This window comes from Sphingopyxis sp. LK2115 (genome assembly GCF_014595975.1).
In the GTDB taxonomy this organism is placed as follows: Bacteria; Pseudomonadota; Alphaproteobacteria; order Sphingomonadales; family Sphingomonadaceae; genus Sphingopyxis.
The window spans coordinates 91,246-107,717 of the sequence record NZ_JABWGQ010000042.1 but is presented as its reverse complement, the minus strand read 5'-3'; the positions used below and the strand labels follow the sequence as shown (position 1 = coordinate 107,717).

Sequence of the window (16,472 nt, the reverse complement as noted above, 5' to 3'; positions counted from 1 at the left end):
GGCATCATGGATACGAACGCTATTCTGGGACCGGTCGCAACGCTCGCGCTGTGGTCGATGGTCATGTGGGTGTGGATGTATGCGACGCGCATCCCGGCGATGCAGCGCGCCAAGATCGACGCCGCCAAGATGGTCGGCGGCACCGGCAAGGGACTCGACGATGTGCTGCCGCCTGAGGTTCAGTGGAAGGCCCATAATTACAATCACTTGATGGAGCAGCCGACCGTCTTTTACGCCGTCGCCATTGCCCTGGCGATCGGCGGCATGGGCGGCGGGTTGAACGCGCAGATCGCCTGGGCCTATGTCGTGCTGCGGATCGTTCACAGCCTGATCCAGGTCACCGTCAACCGCGTGATGTGGCGCTTTCTGGTATTTGCGCTGGCCAGCCTGGCGCTGCTCGCCCTCTGCCTCCACGCCTTCATGGGCTTTGTGCTGAACTGATCAGCGGCTGAACCGCGCGGCCAGTTCCACATGGGTCGACCAGCGGAACTGGCCAACGGGCCGCACCCAATCGAGGCTGTATCCGCCCTCGACGAGCATTTTCGCATCGCGCGCAAAGCTCGCGGGGTTGCAGCTGACATAGGCGATCACCGGCACCGTTGAGGCCGCAAGCTGTTTCACCTGCTCCTCTGCGCCCGCACGCGGCGGGTCGAGGATGACGGCGCCAAACCGATTGACCTCGGCCGGCACCAGCGGACGGCGGAACAGGTCGCGATGCTCGGTTGCGACAAGCGCACGAGCGCGGTTGGCGGCCGCCGCCAGCGCCGCAATCGCGTCGCGCGCGCCTTCGGCTGCATAGACTTTGCGCCCCGCCTGCACCGACAGCGCAAAGGTCCCGACCCCGGCGAAAAGGTCGGCCACCGCAGGCGCGTCGCCGATAGCCCCGGCGACGGCATCGACGAGCGCCGCCTGCCCCGTCGCCGTCGGCTGCAAAAAAGCGAAGGGCGGGACTTCGACCGCGATGTCGCCAAAGCGCATCGTCGGCGGATCGGGCTGCCACAGGATTTCAAGTCCATCCCCCTGATCGATTGCCAGGCGCGCGAGACTGTGCGCACCGGCGAAATCCTGCATCGCCATGGCGGCATCGAGCCCTTCGGCCTTCACGCCCTCCAATATCAGTTCGACCCCCTGATCAAGCAGTTGCAGCTTGACCTTCACAGGTCGCCGCGGGTGCGCGAGCATCGTCAGCAGGTCGCGGACCGGCGCGACCAGTGCGAACAGCTCAGGCGCAAGCAGCGGGCACATCCGCATATCGACGATCTGGTTGCTCTGCGCGGCGTTGAACCCGATCGCGACCTGCTTTCCGGTCCGAAGCGCGGTCAGCGCCGCGCGGCGGCGGCTCTGCGGCGGCGACAGAAGCGCGGGCAGAACGTCGCCAAAGGGCACCCCCTGCCCCGCCAGACCGCCGACAACGCGGTCGCGCACGAAATCGGCCAGGGCAGGCTCTGCAACATGCTGCAACTGACAGCCGCCGCATTTGCCGAAATGGCGGCACAGGGGCTCGGCCCGGTTCGGCCCCGGAATGAGGATGCCGTCGTCGCGCACCTGGTCACCCGGCACGCCGCCCGCCACATGGCGGCCGTCGCCCGTCACGCCATCGCCGCGCGCGGCGATGCGTTCGATCAGCGCCGGTTCGCCCATGTCAGTCCCTTATCAGATCGTCGGCCACAAGGCCGGGGCCTATATGCGCCGCGCGCGCATTATGCCAGCCCACCGCCGCGACAGCGGCGTCGAAGGCGTCGCTGCCGCGTGCCAGCATCGCTCCGCACGCTCCCGCGAGCACATCGCCTGTTCCCGCGGTCGCCAGCCAGGGATTTCCGGGCCACGCCGCCGCGACGCGGCCGTCGGGTGCGGCGATGATCGTATCGGCGCCCTTGTAGACAACGACCGCTTGCGCAAGCGCGGCGGCGGCCCGCGCGCGGTCGATCTTGCTGCCATGCGTGTGCGGAAAGGCGCGTGCGAACTCGCCCTCGTGCGGGGTCAGGATCACCTGACGCGGCGTTCCGCAGAGGCGCGGCAGTGCGGCGTCGATCGCGGCGGCGTCGATCACCAGCGGCTTGCCCGAATCGAGCGCCGCACGGACATCGAACAGCAACTGCTCCCCCGGCGGAAATCCCGGCCCGATCACGACCGAATCGACGCGCGGGTCATTCAGACGTTCACGGAACCTCTCGTCCCCCTCGGTGATGATCGCCGAAAGCGGCGCGTCGTCGCTGCCGCCGAGTATGACATAGCCCGCGCCGGCGCGCAGCGCGGCGGCGGCAGCCAGGCCAGCGGCGCCGCGCATCGGCCCGGCACGGACGAGCAGCATGCCGCGACTGAACTTGTGCGCAGCGGCGTCGGGTGTTCGCAACCGGCCTCGCGGCAATGTCCGCATCACCCCCGCAGCAGCAATCCCGATCGGCGCCAGCTGCACGCGCCCGCACGACGGCGCGGTCGGCAACAGCACATGCGCGGGCTTGAGCGCACCGAGCGCCAGCGTTACGTCGGCGGCCAGTGGGGGCATCCAGTCCGCCCCGCCATCGCTGTCGATCCCGCTCGGCACATCGACCGCAAGCACGCGCCCGGACAGATGGCGCAGCACCGCCGCCAGACGGTCGGCAATCGGCCGTGACAGGCCGACGCCAAACAGCGCATCGACGATCAGCGGCGCGGCCGCCAGCGCGGCGTCGATCGCCTCGACCGGCCCGGTCCACGCCGCACGCGCCGCGCGCGCCAGGTCGGTCGCAGGATCGGCCGATGACGCCACGCGCACCCTCGCGCCGCGCTCCGCCAGGCGGCGCGCCGCGACATAGCCGTCGCCGCCGTTGTTACCGGGACCGCACAGGATCAGGATCGGCGCGCCCGCCGACATGCGCCACGCGGTGTCGGCGACTGCCGCACCCGCGCGTTCCATGAGTTCGCTGAGCGGCGTGCCCGCAGCGACGCATGCGGCCTCGGCGGCGCGCATCGCGTCGGCGGTCAGGATGGGAGCGTCTGCGGGCACGGACATGATGCTGACGTAGCGCGTTTCGCCGCCAGTGAGAACCAAGCAGGTTATAGCGGGCTTCGGCGTCGAATATCGTCGCGGCCGCGACAGCGGGGCCCGCCGGAAGCGCCGTGCACGGCCGACTGCGGCTCTTGCCGTCGCGGGAACGACGGCTATTCGGTCGCCCCGCCGGTGTTGGCGGGCAAGCGATATCGATCGCTGCCGATCGCCACTTCGATCAGCCTGTCGCCGATGATCGTCACTTTCGCTGGCTCCGCGCCATCGGCCGATACGACGCCGCGCCCGTCGGTCGTGATCTGCAAACGCCGGTATCCGACGTCGCTGCGCCCGACGACCAGAACCGCGCCGTCCGCCCCGCTCATTTCATCGACCGTGCAGTCGCGGGCGAAGGCGTCCGCGCCCTCCAGCGCGCATTCGATCCGCTTTTTGCCCGCGTCCGCCGCCTCGTCGCCCGACGCTCCGCCGCACGCGGCCAGCGACATCGCCATAACCATCGCCGCACCGCGTTTGCAAATCATCCCTTGCCCTTCAGCTGCGACAGGTCGCGCACCGCGCCGCGCGCCGCGCTCGTCGTCATCGCGGCATAGGCTTGCAGCGCGACCGAAACCTTGCGCGGCCGCGGTTTTGCGGGTTGCCAGGCGGCCTCACCCTTTGCCTCCATCGCGGCGCGGCGTTCGGCGAGCAGGCTGTCGGCGACGGCGAGCGTGATCGTGCGCGCCGGGATGTCGATGGTGATGATGTCGCCATTTTCGACCAACCCGATCGTGCCGCCCTCGGCCGCTTCGGGCGAGACATGGCCGATCGACAAACCCGATGTGCCGCCCGAAAAACGTCCGTCGGTGACGAGCGCACAGGCGGCGCCCAGCCCCTTCGACTTCAGATAGCTGGTTGGATAGAGCATTTCCTGCATCCCCGGCCCGCCCTTTGGCCCTTCGTAACGGATGACGACGACGTCGCCCGCCTCGACCTGTCCGGTCAAAATACCCGTGACCGCGGCATCCTGGCTCTCGAACACTTTGGCGGGACCGCTGAACTTCAGGATGCTTTCATCGACCCCCGCGGTCTTCACGATACAGCCGTCGAGCGCGATATTGCCGCTGAGCACCGCCAATCCGCCATCCTTGCTGAACGCATGATCCGCCGATCGGATCACCCCCGCCTCGCGATCGAGGTCGAGCGAATCCCAGCGCCGGTTCTGGCTGAAGGCGGTCTGCGTCGGCACACCGCCGGGGGCGGCCATGAAGAATTGCTGCACCGCGGGATCGTTCGTCCGGGCAATATCCCATTTATTCAGGGCATCGCCCAGCGTCGCGCTGTGCACCGTGGGCAAATGCGCGTGGAGCAGTCCGGCGCGGTCGAGTTCGCCGAGGATCGCCATGATCCCGCCCGCGCGGTGGACGTCCTCCATATGCACGTCGGCCTTCGCCGGCGCGACTTTCGACAGGCACGGAACGCGGCGCGACAGCCGGTCGATATCGGCCATGGTGAAATCGACCCCGGCCTCGTGCGCGGCGGCGAGCAGGTGGAGCACGGTGTTGGTCGATCCGCCCATCGCGATGTCGAGGCTCATCGCATTTTCAAACGCCTCGAACGTCGCGATATTGCGCGGCAGCACGCTGTCGTCGCCTTCTTCATAATGGCGGCGACACATTTCGACCACGATCCGCCCGGCGCGCAGGAACAGCTCCTTGCGGTCGGCATGGGTCGCGAGCGTCGATCCATTGCCCGGCAGCGACAGCCCAAGTGCTTCGGTCAGACAGTTCATCGAATTGGCGGTAAACATCCCCGAACAGCTGCCGCAGGTCGGACACGCCGCCTGCTCGATCGCCAGCACCTCTTCGTCGCTATATTTCTCGTCCGCCGCGGCCACCATCGCGTCGACCAGATCGAGCGCGACCTCCTTGCCTTTCAGCACGACCTTGCCGGCCTCCATCGGCCCGCCCGACACAAACACCACCGGAATATTGATGCGCAGCGCCGCCATCAGCATCCCCGGCGTGATCTTGTCGCAATTGGAAATACACACCATCGCGTCGGCGCAATGCGCATTGACCATATATTCGACCGAATCGGCGATCAGGTCGCGGCTGGGAAGCGAATAAAGCATCCCGTCATGCCCCATCGCGATGCCGTCATCGACCGCAATGGTGTTGAACTCCTTGGCGACCCCGCCCGCCGCCTCGATCTCGCGCGCGACCATCTGGCCCAGATCTTTCAGGTGAACGTGGCCCGGCACGAACTGGGTGAAGCTGTTGACGACCGCGATGATCGGCTTGCCGAAGTCGCTGTCCTTCATCCCTGTCGCGCGCCACAGGCCGCGGGCACCGGCCATGTTACGGCCATGGGTCGTGGTGCGCGAACGATAAGAAGGCATCTTACTCAATCCTGATAATTTTATTTCACAAACCGGCGGCAAGATGCGCCTCTACACGCCTATGCGCCGATGTTCAACGCCGCTTTCCTGCACATGCGCGACAGTCGCTCGGCGAACAGCGCCTGCCCCGCGGCATCGCCGACCAGATCCTGCCGCATCTCGATGCCGATATAGGGGATGTTGTTCGCCTCGGCATGACGGTTCATCGTCGCGTTCAGCGCCTTTCCCGAATAGGGCTGCTGATCGCCGACAAGCAGCCCTTCGTCCTCCAGCGCAGCAATCGCCCCGGCGACCAGCCGGTCGTCCTCATTATAAAGCACCCCGACGTGCCAGGGCCGCGGCTGATCGGGATGCGCCGACAGCGCGGGCGTAAAGCTGTGCAGCGACAGGATCATCGCGGGGCGGTGGGCCGCGACCGTTGCCGCGATATGGTCGTGATAGGGCCGGAAAAAGCGCGCCAGCCGCGCCGCGCGCGCCGCATCATTCAGCGCATTGCCCGGCACGGCATGACCATCGCTGGCGATCGGCAGCACACCCGGTGCATCCTCCTCGCGGTTGAGATCGACGACGAGCCGCGACACACCGCCGAGGATCGCCGCATCGACCGCGCCGCTGTCGACAAGCAGCGCCGCGACCTCCGCGACGCCGATGTCGATCGCGATATGGTTGGCGAGCAGCGCGGGATCGATGCCCAGATCAACGTCGTCCGGAACATGCGCCGACGCATGATCACCGATCAGCAGGATACCGCCTGCGCGCGGATCGCCCAGCTGACGCCAGGCCTCGCTCACCGCAATGCCCCCGCCATCAGCCACCAGCCGGGATGCCGCGCCGCGAGCGTCGCCGCCGCCGCGTCGCGTTCGGCCGGCGCGTCGAACAGCGCGAAACAGGTCGCTCCCGATCCCGACATGCGCGCCAGCCACGGCCGCAGCGCGCCCAGTTCGAGCAATATGTCGGCAATCGCCGGACAGGCGGCGGTTGCGGGACGCTGCAAATCGTTGCGCGCACCGATCAGCTGCGCCCGGTGGTCGGCGCCGATATAGAGCGGGCCACGGTCGATCCCGTCCCACGCGGCAAAAACCGGCCCCGTCGCAACCGGCTGGCGTGGATTGACCAGCAGCACCGGTGTGCCCTCGATCCGCAGGCCCGATGCCGCGCTCAGTTCATCGCCGACCCCCGACCCCACGCAGGCCTTGCTCGCCACACAGGCAGCGATGTCCGCGCCCAGCGGACTGACGATCCGCGCAAGCGTCGCATCGCCCAGCTCGGTCAGGAAATGCGTGCGGACCAGCCGCGCCATCGCCGCGGCATCGGCCGACCCGCCGCCAATCCCCGCCGCGACCGGAAGCCGCTTGGTAAGCGTTACCGCGAGCGGCGGCACACGGCTGGCGCCATAGCGTTCGCGCAGCAACGCCAGCACGCGCAGCACCAGATTGTCCGCATCCGCGTTCAGGCTCTCCGCAAACTCGCCGTCGATGAACAGCGTGTCGGCGTCGGCGACCGCCGCTTCGATTCCATCGCCGCCATCGACGAACGCGAACAGCGTCTCAATCTCGTGATAGCCGTCGGCACGCCGCGCGCGGACGTGAAGCGCGAGGTTGATCTTCGCCCATCCCGTCTCGCGCATCGACACGTTCATGGCGCCACCGTGGCGGGAGTCAGCCCGTCGCGCAGCTTCGCCTCGATCCGCGTCGCCATCTCGGCGTCGGCGAGCAGCGCCGCCGCGCGCCAGCTATAGCGCGCCAGAAACTTGCGGCCCGCCTGCCAATAGGCGTCGCCCAGATGTTCGACGATCACCGCATTGTCGGGTTCGCCGCGCTGCGCCTTTTCCAGCAGCTCGACCGCTTCGTCGGTGCGCCCGGTCAGGAAATAGGCCCAACCCAGCGAATCGGTGATGCTCGCGTTCTGGGGGGCCTTGGCCCACGCCGCTTCGATCCGCGCGATCGACCGCTGAACATCCTTGCGCCGTTCGAGCGCCGAATAGCCCGCGAAATTGAGCACGACGGGGTCGTCGGGCTGCAAGGCCACCGCACGTTCGATCAGCGGTGACGCCGCGTCCCATTCATCGGCCTGCAATTTCAGCTCGGCGCGGGCAAGCAACAGCGAACTGCGCAGCGCGCGGTCCTCCTCGCCCAGCGCCGCGTCCAGTCGCTCATAGGCGGCCGAGGCGGCCCTCGCGTCGCCCGACCGCCGCGCCAGATCGGCAAGTCGCACCAGCAAGGCGCGCGGCGCGTCGTCACGCGCGGCCGCCGCGGCGCGTTCGAGGCCGTCCGCCAGATTCCCGCTGTCAGCGATCAGCTCGGCCTGCCGCATCGCCAGGACCGGGGGCAGCTTTCCGCGCAGGCCGTCGAGCAGCGCCATGGCCGCTCCCTCCTGTCCGTCGCGGATAAGCGCCTCGACCAGCGTTGCCCGCACTGCCCAATCCTCATCGTTCAGCCAATGCGCGGCGCGCGCGAACAGCAGGGGCAATTTGGCGTCACCGGTCGGCGTGCGGGCCAGGCTGTCGGCGAGCAGGCCGAGCCACTGCGCGCTGCCCGCGCGCGGGCTAGTCACCGGCTGGTCGGGCAGCAGCAGCATCGGATCCTCGCGCTCGCCCGCTGCGAGCACGATGCGCGCACGGAGGCGTTCGGCGGCCGCGCCCTCGCCTGCACGATCGAGCGTCGCCGCGGCGCGCCGTGCGACGAGCTGGCTGAGCCGGTCGCTCAGGCCGATCTCGTCCGCCAGCCGCGCCGCATCGTTCCCGCGGCGCGTTGCCGCATGCACCAGCACGATCTGGAGCATCAACGCGGGTTCCGCGCGCGTGCCAGCAGCGGCCATCAGATGGCGATCGGGCCGCCGTGCGCGCGCGCCAACGTCGATCCAGGCCTGAAATGTCGGCACGATGAGCCGCGCCACCGGATTCATGCCTGCCTTGTCTGCGCGTCCCGCCAGAAAAACGCGCGCCGCCTTCCAGTCCGACCGCCGCATTGCATCGACCAGCAGCACGAGTTGCGCGTCGAAACGATGGTCGCCCGCAGTCCACAGCTGCTGCGCCGCGCTCCGCGCCGCATCGAGGTCACCCGCCGCGACCGCCTGTTCAAGCATCCGTCCGCGCAGACCCGGCAGTCCGGGCGAAAGGCTCGCAACCTCGTTCAGCGCCGACAGCGCCGCCGCAGGTGCGCCGCGCTCTTCGGCCAGCCGCGCGCGAACCAGCGCGTTCAGCGCGGCACCGTCGCCGTCGGTCGCCCCGACGGGGGCTGCCGCACCAAGCAGCGCGGCCGCGATCGACAGGCCGACGGGCTTACATATTTGGATAATTGGGGCCTCCGCCGCCTTCGGGGGTGACCCAGTTGATATTCTGGGTCGGATCCTTGATGTCGCACGTCTTGCAATGGACGCAATTCTGCGCGTTGATTACGAATTTGGGATCGCCCTCTTCCGCGCCGACGATTTCATAGACCCCCGCTGGGCAATAACGCTGCGCGGGTTCGTCATAGAGCGGCAGATTATATTCGACCGGAATCGACGGATCCTTGAGCTGGAGGTGAACCGGCTGATCCTCCTCATGGTTGGTATTCGACAGGAACACCGAAGAGAGGCGGTCAAAGGTCAGCACGCCGTCGGGTTTCGGATAATCGGGTTTCGGCATCATGTCGGCGCGATAGAGCGTCTCATTGTCGGGATGATGCTTCATCGTGAACGGCATCCTGATCTTGAACGTTTCAGCCCACATGGTGATGCCCGCGAGGATCGTCCCGCCAAGGTCGCCCCATTTTTCGACGAGCGGCAGAACATTGCGCACGACGCTGAGCTCCTTCTTGACCCAGCTGTCGTCATAGGCGGCCTGATAGGCATCGAGCGTGTCGCCCGACCGGCCCGTGGTCACCGCGGCAAAGGCCGCCTCGGCCGCCATCATGCCCGACTTCATCGCGGTGTGCGTGCCCTTGATGCGCGGCACATTAAGGAAACCGGCGCTGTCTCCGATCAAGGCGCCGCCGGGAAAGGCCAGCTTCGGCACCGACTGATAGCCGCCGTCGCTGATTGCGCGCGCGCCATAGGAAACGCGCTTGCCGCCCTTCAATATCTTTGCGATTTCGGGATGCGTCTTCCACTTCTGCATCTCCTGAAAGGGGGAGATGTGCGGATTGCGATAGTTGAGCCAGGTCACAAAGCCCAGCGCCACCTGTCCGTTCGCCTGATGATAGAGGAAGCCGCCGCCATTGGCATGTTCGTCGAGCGGCCAGCCCTGCGTGTGGATGACGCGCCCCGGCGCGTGGTTTTCGGGATCGATGTCCCACAATTCCTTGACGCCGAGGCCATAGACCTGCGGCTCGCAATCGGCGTCGAGCGCGAATTGCGGTTTGAGCATCTTGGTCAGATGCCCGCGCGCGCCTTCGGCAAAGAAAGTATATTTCGCGTGGAGTTCAAGGCCGGGGGCATAGTCGGGCTTGTGGCTGCCGTCGCGCGCGACGCCCATGTCGCCGGTTGCAACGCCCTTCACCGACCCATCCTCGTGATAGAGGATTTCGGCGGCCGGAAAGCCGGGGAAGATTTCGACGCCCAGGCCCTCGGCCTGCTCGGCGAGCCAGCGGCAAAGATTGCCCAGGCTGCCCGTATATGTGCCCTTGTTGTGCATGAAGGGCGGCGAGATGAACTCGGGCAGGTTGAACTTCTTTTTCCTGGTCAGCACCCAATGCTGGTTGTCGTTCACCGGAACGTCGGCGAGCGGACAGCCCATGGTGCGCCATTCGGGCAAAAGCTCGTCAAGCGACCTGGGGTCGATGACCGCGCCCGACAGGATATGCGCGCCGACTTCCGACCCTTTTTCAAGGATGCACACCGACAGCTCGCTGCCCGCCGCATTCGCCAGTTGCTTGAGGCGGATCGCCGCCGAAAGTCCCGCCGGACCCGCGCCGACGATGACCACGTCATAGGGCATCGATTCCCGTTCGCTCACCGCAATCACCTTTCTGCCGTCCCTGCGCCGATCATTCATCGTGTCCGGCGCTCATTCTGTCACGAAATGCGATGCCCGCCAATTGACGCGCCCGTCAACCTCCTGTTTCAAACATTTTCATGGGTGGGCCAAACACTGCATTGCTGGCGGAAAGCTATTGCGACTGGTGGTCGCTGGCGGGCGTCGAAGCGCTGGTCGGCGACCGGCCGGCGGGGTGGCTTGCGGTGCCGCCAGCCCATGACGCTGCGGCATCGCGGCCAAAGCGCGTCGCTGACCCCGCGCCCGAAACACAGCCATTGCCCGCAGCGCTTCGGCGGCAGCCCGCCGAAGCGCCTGCCGAACCCAGAGGACCCATCGCGTTTCCCGACGAGTGGAACGATTTTCAGCAATGGCTGGCCGCCAGCGACGAGGTTCCCGGCAGCCAGTGGGACGCGCGCCGCGTTCTTCCCGTCGGCAATGCCGCCGCGCCGCTGATGCTGCTCACCGCCTGGCCCGAAATCGACGACCAGCGCGAGGGGCAATTGTTCGTGGGCCCGGCGGGCACGCTGCTCGACGCGATGCTGCGGGCGATCGGTCTGACGCGCAGCCAATGCTATCTCGCCAGCCTTGCCATAACCCGCCCGCCGGGCGGCCGCATCGCCGCGCACGACAGCACCGAACTGGAACGATTGCTATGGCATCACCTGCGCCTCGCCGCACCGCAGCGGCTGGTGCTGGTCGGTGGCGATATCCTTCGTATGGCGGCGGGGCTGTCGCTCCCTGACGCGCGCGGAAAGTCACTCGATCTTAACCAGAATGGCGGCAAGGTGGATACGGTAGCCGTCGCGCATCCCGCGACACTGCTGGCCCGCCCCGCGCAAAAGGCAGCGGCGTGGGATAGCCTGAAACTGTTCAACTGGGGACGTTGACAGAATGCCGTTTGTGACCCGAATCCTTTTATCCTGCGCGACCGTGGCGTTCACGATCACCTCCGTTCCGGCGATTGCCGCCGATGCGGGCATGCCCGGCCTCACGGCCGCACCTCAAACCGTCCCCGGCATCATGTCGGCCAAGCAGAAGCAGCATTACGGGCAGATCCTGTCCGCGATCCGTGGCGAGCGGTGGACCGAGGCCAAGGCGCTTCTCGACAGCGCCGACGCCGATCCACTCACCGATTTTCTGCGCGCCGAACTGCTCGTCGCCGCGAACAGCCCTCGCGCCGAAGTCGCCGACATCATGCCGATCCTTGTGCGCGCTCCATTTCTGCCGCAGGCGCCGCAACTTGCCCGCCTTGCGACAAGGCGCGGCGCGATCGACATTCCCGCTTTGCCCGCCGAAACGCGGCTCACCTGGGCGGGCAGCGCACCGCGCCGCATCGGCGCCGACGCGGTGAGCAGCGACCCGGTCGCCGCCGGCCTTGCGCGAACGATCCCCGACCGGATCAAGAATGACGACCCCGCGGGCGCCGAAGCGTTGCTCAACGCCGTCGCCGACCAGCTCAGCCCTGCGGCGCGCGCCGAATGGCGGCAGAAGGTCGCCTGGTCCTATTATATCGAAAACGACGACGCCAATGCGCTCCGTCTCGCGCAAGCCTGCACCGCCGACGGCGGACCTTGGGCGACGCAAGGCGCATGGGTGCAGGGCCTCGCCGCATGGCGGCTCCATGACTATCGCACCGCGCTCGCCGCCTTCGATCGCGTTTCAAAAGAAGCGCCCGACAGCGAACTGCGCGCTGCGGCCTATTATTGGGCGGCGCGCGCGGCGGTCGCGGCGGGCGAACCGGCGGCGGTCCAGTCCCGACTGCGCGCCGCCGCAGCGAATGATGAGACGCTTTACGGCCTGCTCGCGGCCGAGACGCTCGGCGTTGCGCCAGTCAGCCAGCGCGAACAACTCCGCGCCGATCGCAGCGCATGGCGCGCGCTTCAGGGGCTTCCCAACGTGCGGATCGCCATGGCGCTCGCCGAACTCGGCGAGGAAAATTACGCTGGCGAAGCGCTGCGCCACCAGGCCCGCATCGGCCATCCCGACCAGCATGACGAGCTCATCGCCATGGCGGGCGCGCTCAGCCTGCCCGAAACGCAGCTCTATCTGGCGCACAACACGCCGCATGGCCGCAAGCCCGCGGCAACCGCGCGTTACCCGCAACCCAGATGGGAACCCAGCGGGGGTTGGCGCGTCGATCCCGCGCTCGTCTTTGCCCACACCCTTCAGGAGTCGCGTTTCCAGCGCGCCGCGGTGAGCAGCGCGGGCGCAATGGGGCTGATGCAGGTGCGCCCCGGCACTGCGCGCGATGTCGTGCGCTGGGAAGGCGCGGTTGCGGCGCTGGGCGACCTGAAGACACCGGCCGTGAACATGGACCTCGGACAGCGCTATCTCCAGTATCTGAGCCGCGAACCCGCTACCGGCGGCCTGCTGCCCAAGGTCATCGCCGCCTATAACGCCGGCCCCGCGCCGGTCGCGCGCTGGCAGAGCGAGATACGCGACAATGGTGACCCGCTGCTCTACATCGAATCGATCCCCTATTGGGAAACGCGCGGTTATGTCGGCATCGTGCTGCGCAATTACTGGATGTACGAAGCCCAGCAAGGCAAGCCGTCAGAAAGCCGCGCTGCGCTTGCGCAGGGCAAATGGCCCCGCTTTCCCGATAGCAAGGATCGCACGCGCCTGACCTGGGCTGGCGGGCTCGCCGATGCCGATTGACGAAAGCCTGACCTTCAAGCCCGTCCGCATCGCGCTGCTGACCATTTCGGACAGCCGCAGCGCCGCCGACGACCGGTCGGGCGACAAGCTGGAGGAACTGCTCACCGGCGCGGGGCATATTCTCGCCGCGCGCGCGATCATCAAAGACGAAACCGACCTCATCGTCTCGCGCCTCCACAACTGGATCGACGATCCCGACGTCGATGTCGTCATCACCACCGGCGGAACGGGCCTCACCGGCCGCGATGTGACGCCCGAGGCGCTGCGCCGGCTCGACGGCAAGGATATTCCCGGCTTCGGCGAGCTGTTTCGCTGGCTGAGCTATCAAAAGATCGGCACATCGACCATACAGTCGCGCGCATGCGCCGTCGTTGCGCGCGGAACCTATATCTTTGCGCTTCCAGGCTCGACAGGCGCCGTCACCGATGCGTGGGAAGGCATTTTGTCGACCCAGCTCGACCGCCGGTATCGGCCTTGCAATTTCGTCGAGCTGATGCCGCGGTTGATGGAATAATCGCACCATTGCTTCCTTAGGGTAGCCGCGGGCGCTCGATTTTTTGGCCTCCTCTTCGTGGCTTTGCGCCTTTTGCGTGAGATTATCCGGGGCTGACGCCAAGCCGCGAAGGCACGATTATAACGGGGCAAACCTGCGCTGACAGCGGCGAATGTTCTTTATTTGTTCCAGAAACGGCGATAAACTCGACCGGTGGAACACATCAAACCCCTACCCCCGATCTCCGGTCGCGGCGCTCCCGCCAACCCGCGCCCGACGCGGACCGGCTCGCTCGATCGCGAGGCTGATGGCGACTGGCTCGACGCGGCGAAGGATGTCGACGGTGCCCCGCCGCCGCTTCGCACCACCGTCACTGTCGAACAACCCAAAACGATCATTTCGCGCAACAAGTCGCCCGACATCAGCTTCGACCGTTCGATCAATCCGTATCGCGGTTGCGAACATGGCTGTATTTATTGCTTCGCGCGCCCGACCCACGCCTTCCACGACCTGTCGCCCGGTCTTGACTTCGAAAGCCGCCTGTTCGCCAAGCCCGGCGCCGCCAACCTGCTGCGCGCCGAACTGGCCAAGAAGGGCTACACCGCCGCCCCGCTCGCGATCGGCACCAACACCGACGGTTACCAGCCGATCGAGCGCGAATGGGGCATCACCCGTTCGGTGATCGAGGTGCTCGCCGAAACGCGCCACCCGCTGCTCATCACCACCAAGTCCGACCGGGTGCTGCGCGACATCGATCTGCTCGCGGCGATGGCGCGCGACAATCTGGTCGGCGTCGCGATATCGGTCACGACGCTCGACGCCACGCTTGCGCGCACACTCGAACCCCGCGCGCCGCATCCGCGCCGCCGCCTCGCCGCGATCCGCAAGCTCATCGACGCGGGCGTGCCCACGCAGGTCAATATCTCGCCGATCATCCCCGCGATCACCGACCACGAGATCGAGTCGATCATGGCCGCGGCGGCCAATGCTGGTGCGATCCGCGCGTCCTATATCTTGATGCGGCTGCCCTATGAGGTGGCTCCGCTTTTCCGCGCCTGGCTGGACGCCCATTACCCCGAACGCGCGGCCAAGGTGATGCACGTGGTGCAGGACATTCGCGGCGGGCGCGATAACGACCCCGACTTTTTCAGCCGGATGAAGGGGCACGGCATCTGGCCGCAGCTGATCCGCCAGCGCGTCAAACGCGCCGCCCGCGCGCATGGCATGGACCGCAGCTTTCCGCCCCTGCGCAGCGACCTGTTCAGGCCGCCTGAGCGCGATGGCCAGATGGAACTTTTCTGAACCAAAACTGTCGCCCGCGCGAAGGCGGGGCGACGATCTTTATCGCGCCTTCCGCCGGCTTACGCCTCCGCCAGCGATTTCAGCCGGTAATCCTTATAGTCATCGCGGATCTGGCGCTTCAGAATCTTGCCCGTGGCGGTGTGCGGCAGTTCGTCGACGAACACCACCTCGTCGGGCAGCCACCATTTGGCAACCTTGTCCTTCAGATAGTCGATGATCTCCGCCTCGCTGACCTGCGCGCCGGGTTTCCGGACGATCAGCAGGATCGGCCGTTCATCCCATTTCGGATGATAGACGCCGACCGCAGCCGCCTCCTGCACGCCGGGCGCGCCCACCGCGGCATTTTCCAGCTCGATCGAGCTGATCCATTCGCCGCCCGACTTGATGACGTCCTTCGCGCGGTCGGTGATCTGCATCACGCCATTGGGGTGAAGCACCGATACGTCGCCGGTGTCGAACCAGCCGTCGGCGTCGGCTGCGTCGGCGTCGGCCTTGAAATAGCGCTGGATGATCCACGGTCCGCGGATTTGAAGCCGCCCGCTGGTCTGGCCGTCGCGCGGCAGCTCGCGGCCATCATCGTCGACGATGCGCAGTTCGACCCCGAAGGGCGGGCAGCCCTGGCGACAGATGATGTCGACCTGTTCGTCGAAACTCAGCATGTCCCAGTTCCATGGCCGCTTGCCCATCGTCCCGATCGGGCTGGTTTCGGTCATTCCCCAGGCGTGGCCGACATAGACGCCCGCCTTCATAAAGCGCTCGATCATCGCGCGCGGTGCCGCCGACCCGCCGATGATGACATGCTTGAGCGCGCCATAATCCATGCCCGTCGCATCCATATGCGCGAACATCGCGAGCCACACCGTCGGCACCCCGGCGCTGTGCGTGACGCCCTCGGCATGCATCAGGTCGCACAAGGTCTGCGCATCGTTGGTGGCTGAAAAAACCAGTTTCGCGCCGACTGTTGCCGCCGCAAAGGGGATGCCCCAGCTGTTCGCATGGAACATCGGGACAATCGGCAGGATCACGCTGCGGCTCGACAGGTCGAAGGCGTCGGGCTGGATTTCGGTGATCGCGTGAATGACGTTCGAACGGTGCTCGTATAGCACGCCCTTGGGATTGCCCGTCGTGCCGCTGGTATAGCAAAGGCCCACCGGGTCGCGCTCGTCCAGTTCAACCCATTGAAAACTGCCGTCCTCGGCCGCGATCAGGTCGCGATAGGATTGATAGTCGCCCTGCGCCGGCGCGTCGAACAGCACGAAATGCTCGACGCACGAAAGCTGGCCGCGCAACCGCTCGACGATCGGCAGGAACGCCGCGTCAAAAAACAACACCCGATCCTCGGCATGGTTGATGATATAGACAAGCTGTTCGTCGAACAGCCGCGGATTTACCGTGTGCAGCACCCCGCCCATCCCGGCGGTCCCATACCAGCTCACAAGATGGTGGCCGTGGTTCATCGCCAGCGTGGCGATGCGGTCGCCCTTTTTGATCCCCAGCTTTACCATCGCGGCGGCAAAGCGCCGCGCGTCGGCGCCGATTTCGCCCCAGTTCGATCGCGTCACACTGCCATCGGCCCATCGCGAGACAATCTCGCGTCCCGCATGTTCGCGTGCGGCGTGGTCAATAAGGCTGGTGACGAGCAGCGGCTGGCCCTGCATTCCCATGGTGCGGCATCCTCTATTCCTGTCGTTGCCGGGCA

14 protein-coding genes are annotated in these 16,472 nt (G+C 66.7%); 5 read left to right on the top strand and 9 right to left on the bottom strand.

Going from position 1 to position 16,472, the window contains the following annotated elements:
* Positions 1–6: 6 nt before the first annotated feature.
* Positions 7–441 (top strand): MAPEG family protein, encoded by a 435-nt coding sequence (locus HUW43_RS08420; RefSeq protein ID WP_188236982.1) that lies wholly within the window; start codon positions 7–9, stop codon positions 439–441.
* On the opposite strand, the gene HUW43_RS08415 is transcribed toward HUW43_RS08420, so the two are convergent.
* The 8 genes from HUW43_RS08415 to HUW43_RS08380 form a co-directional block, all read right to left on the bottom strand.
* Positions 442–1,641 carry a class I SAM-dependent RNA methyltransferase gene (locus HUW43_RS08415; RefSeq protein WP_188236981.1) on the bottom strand — a complete coding sequence of 400 codons (1,200 nt, stop codon included), beginning with the start codon at positions 1,639–1,641 and terminating at the stop codon, positions 442–444. It abuts the gene before it with no gap.
* A gap of 1 nt (position 1,642) precedes the next feature.
* Positions 1,643–2,992 carry an NAD(P)H-hydrate dehydratase gene (locus HUW43_RS08410; RefSeq protein ID WP_188236980.1) on the bottom strand — a complete coding sequence of 450 codons (1,350 nt, stop codon included), beginning with the start codon at positions 2,990–2,992 and terminating at the stop codon, positions 1,643–1,645.
* Between the two features lie 149 nt (positions 2,993–3,141).
* Complete coding sequence (locus HUW43_RS08405) at positions 3,142–3,507, bottom strand: hypothetical protein (protein ID WP_188236979.1); 366 nt, start codon at positions 3,505–3,507, stop codon at positions 3,142–3,144.
* The gene (gene ilvD / locus HUW43_RS08400; RefSeq protein ID WP_188236978.1) at positions 3,504–5,363 is read right to left on the bottom strand and encodes a dihydroxy-acid dehydratase; all 1,860 of its coding nucleotides are present in this window, start codon (positions 5,361–5,363) and stop codon (positions 3,504–3,506) included. The genes HUW43_RS08405 and ilvD overlap by 4 nt, the downstream gene beginning before the upstream one ends.
* Before the next feature lie 59 nt (positions 5,364–5,422).
* Complete coding sequence (locus tag HUW43_RS08395; protein ID WP_188236977.1) at positions 5,423–6,154, bottom strand: N-formylglutamate amidohydrolase; 732 nt, start codon at positions 6,152–6,154, stop codon at positions 5,423–5,425.
* Positions 6,151–7,002, bottom strand: a complete 852-nt coding sequence (locus HUW43_RS08390; RefSeq protein ID WP_188236976.1) for a 4-(cytidine 5'-diphospho)-2-C-methyl-D-erythritol kinase — start codon at positions 7,000–7,002, stop codon at positions 6,151–6,153. Before HUW43_RS08390 ends, HUW43_RS08395 begins: the two co-directional genes overlap by 4 nt.
* Entirely contained in the window at positions 6,999–8,447 is a 1,449-nt protein-coding gene (locus tag HUW43_RS08385) for a tetratricopeptide repeat protein (protein ID WP_188236975.1), read from the bottom strand. The genes HUW43_RS08390 and HUW43_RS08385 overlap by 4 nt, the downstream gene beginning before the upstream one ends.
* Positions 8,448–8,643: 196 nt before the next feature.
* The gene (locus HUW43_RS08380) at positions 8,644–10,299 is read right to left on the bottom strand and encodes an electron transfer flavoprotein-ubiquinone oxidoreductase (protein WP_188236974.1); all 1,656 of its coding nucleotides are present in this window, start codon (positions 10,297–10,299) and stop codon (positions 8,644–8,646) included.
* A gap of 119 nt (positions 10,300–10,418) precedes the next feature.
* Here HUW43_RS08380 and HUW43_RS08375 point away from each other — a divergent pair, with 119 nt between their 5' ends.
* The 4 genes from HUW43_RS08375 to HUW43_RS08360 all read left to right on the top strand — a co-directional run bounded on the left by HUW43_RS08375 (position 10,419) and on the right by HUW43_RS08360 (position 14,773).
* Positions 10,419–11,207 (top strand): uracil-DNA glycosylase family protein, encoded by a 789-nt coding sequence (locus HUW43_RS08375; protein WP_188236973.1) that lies wholly within the window; start codon positions 10,419–10,421, stop codon positions 11,205–11,207.
* A 91-nt stretch (positions 11,208–11,298) separates the two neighbouring features.
* Positions 11,299–12,978, top strand: a complete 1,680-nt coding sequence (locus HUW43_RS08370; protein WP_223181383.1) for a lytic transglycosylase domain-containing protein — start codon at positions 11,299–11,301, stop codon at positions 12,976–12,978.
* Complete coding sequence (gene moaB / locus HUW43_RS08365; protein ID WP_188236971.1) at positions 12,968–13,492, top strand: molybdenum cofactor biosynthesis protein B; 525 nt, start codon at positions 12,968–12,970, stop codon at positions 13,490–13,492. Before HUW43_RS08370 ends, moaB begins: the two co-directional genes overlap by 11 nt.
* A 192-nt stretch (positions 13,493–13,684) precedes the next feature.
* Positions 13,685–14,773 carry a PA0069 family radical SAM protein gene (locus tag HUW43_RS08360; protein ID WP_188236970.1) on the top strand — a complete coding sequence of 363 codons (1,089 nt, stop codon included), beginning with the start codon at positions 13,685–13,687 and terminating at the stop codon, positions 14,771–14,773.
* Between the two features lie 59 nt (positions 14,774–14,832).
* Here the strand turns inward: HUW43_RS08360 and HUW43_RS08355 are convergent, their stop codons facing one another.
* Entirely contained in the window at positions 14,833–16,437 is a 1,605-nt protein-coding gene (locus tag HUW43_RS08355; RefSeq protein ID WP_188236969.1) for a long-chain fatty acid--CoA ligase, read from the bottom strand.
* Positions 16,438–16,472: the final 35 nt, after the last annotated feature.

Excerpts from the sequence above, each read along its gene's own strand:
- HUW43_RS08405 (WP_188236979.1), bottom strand. The coding sequence starts at position 3,507 with ATGATTTGCAAACGCGGTGCGGCGATGGTTATGGCGATGTCGCTGGCC.
- HUW43_RS08420 (WP_188236982.1), top strand. The coding sequence starts at position 7 with ATGGATACGAACGCTATTCTGGGACCGGTCGCAACGCTCGCGCTGTGG.
- HUW43_RS08385 (WP_188236975.1), bottom strand. The coding sequence starts at position 8,447 with ATGCTTGAACAGGCGGTCGCGGCGGGTGACCTCGATGCGGCGCGGAGC.
- moaB (WP_188236971.1), top strand. The coding sequence starts at position 12,968 with ATGCCGATTGACGAAAGCCTGACCTTCAAGCCCGTCCGCATCGCGCTG.
- ilvD (WP_188236978.1), bottom strand. The coding sequence starts at position 5,363 with ATGCCTTCTTATCGTTCGCGCACCACGACCCATGGCCGTAACATGGCC.
- HUW43_RS08410 (WP_188236980.1), bottom strand. The coding sequence starts at position 2,992 with ATGTCCGTGCCCGCAGACGCTCCCATCCTGACCGCCGACGCGATGCGC.
- HUW43_RS08390 (WP_188236976.1), bottom strand. The coding sequence starts at position 7,002 with ATGAACGTGTCGATGCGCGAGACGGGATGGGCGAAGATCAACCTCGCG.
- HUW43_RS08355 (WP_188236969.1), bottom strand. The coding sequence starts at position 16,437 with ATGGGAATGCAGGGCCAGCCGCTGCTCGTCACCAGCCTTATTGACCAC.
- HUW43_RS08375 (WP_188236973.1), top strand. The coding sequence starts at position 10,419 with ATGGGTGGGCCAAACACTGCATTGCTGGCGGAAAGCTATTGCGACTGG.
- HUW43_RS08415 (WP_188236981.1), bottom strand. The coding sequence starts at position 1,641 with ATGGGCGAACCGGCGCTGATCGAACGCATCGCCGCGCGCGGCGATGGC.
- HUW43_RS08370 (WP_223181383.1), top strand. The coding sequence starts at position 11,299 with ATGCCCGGCCTCACGGCCGCACCTCAAACCGTCCCCGGCATCATGTCG.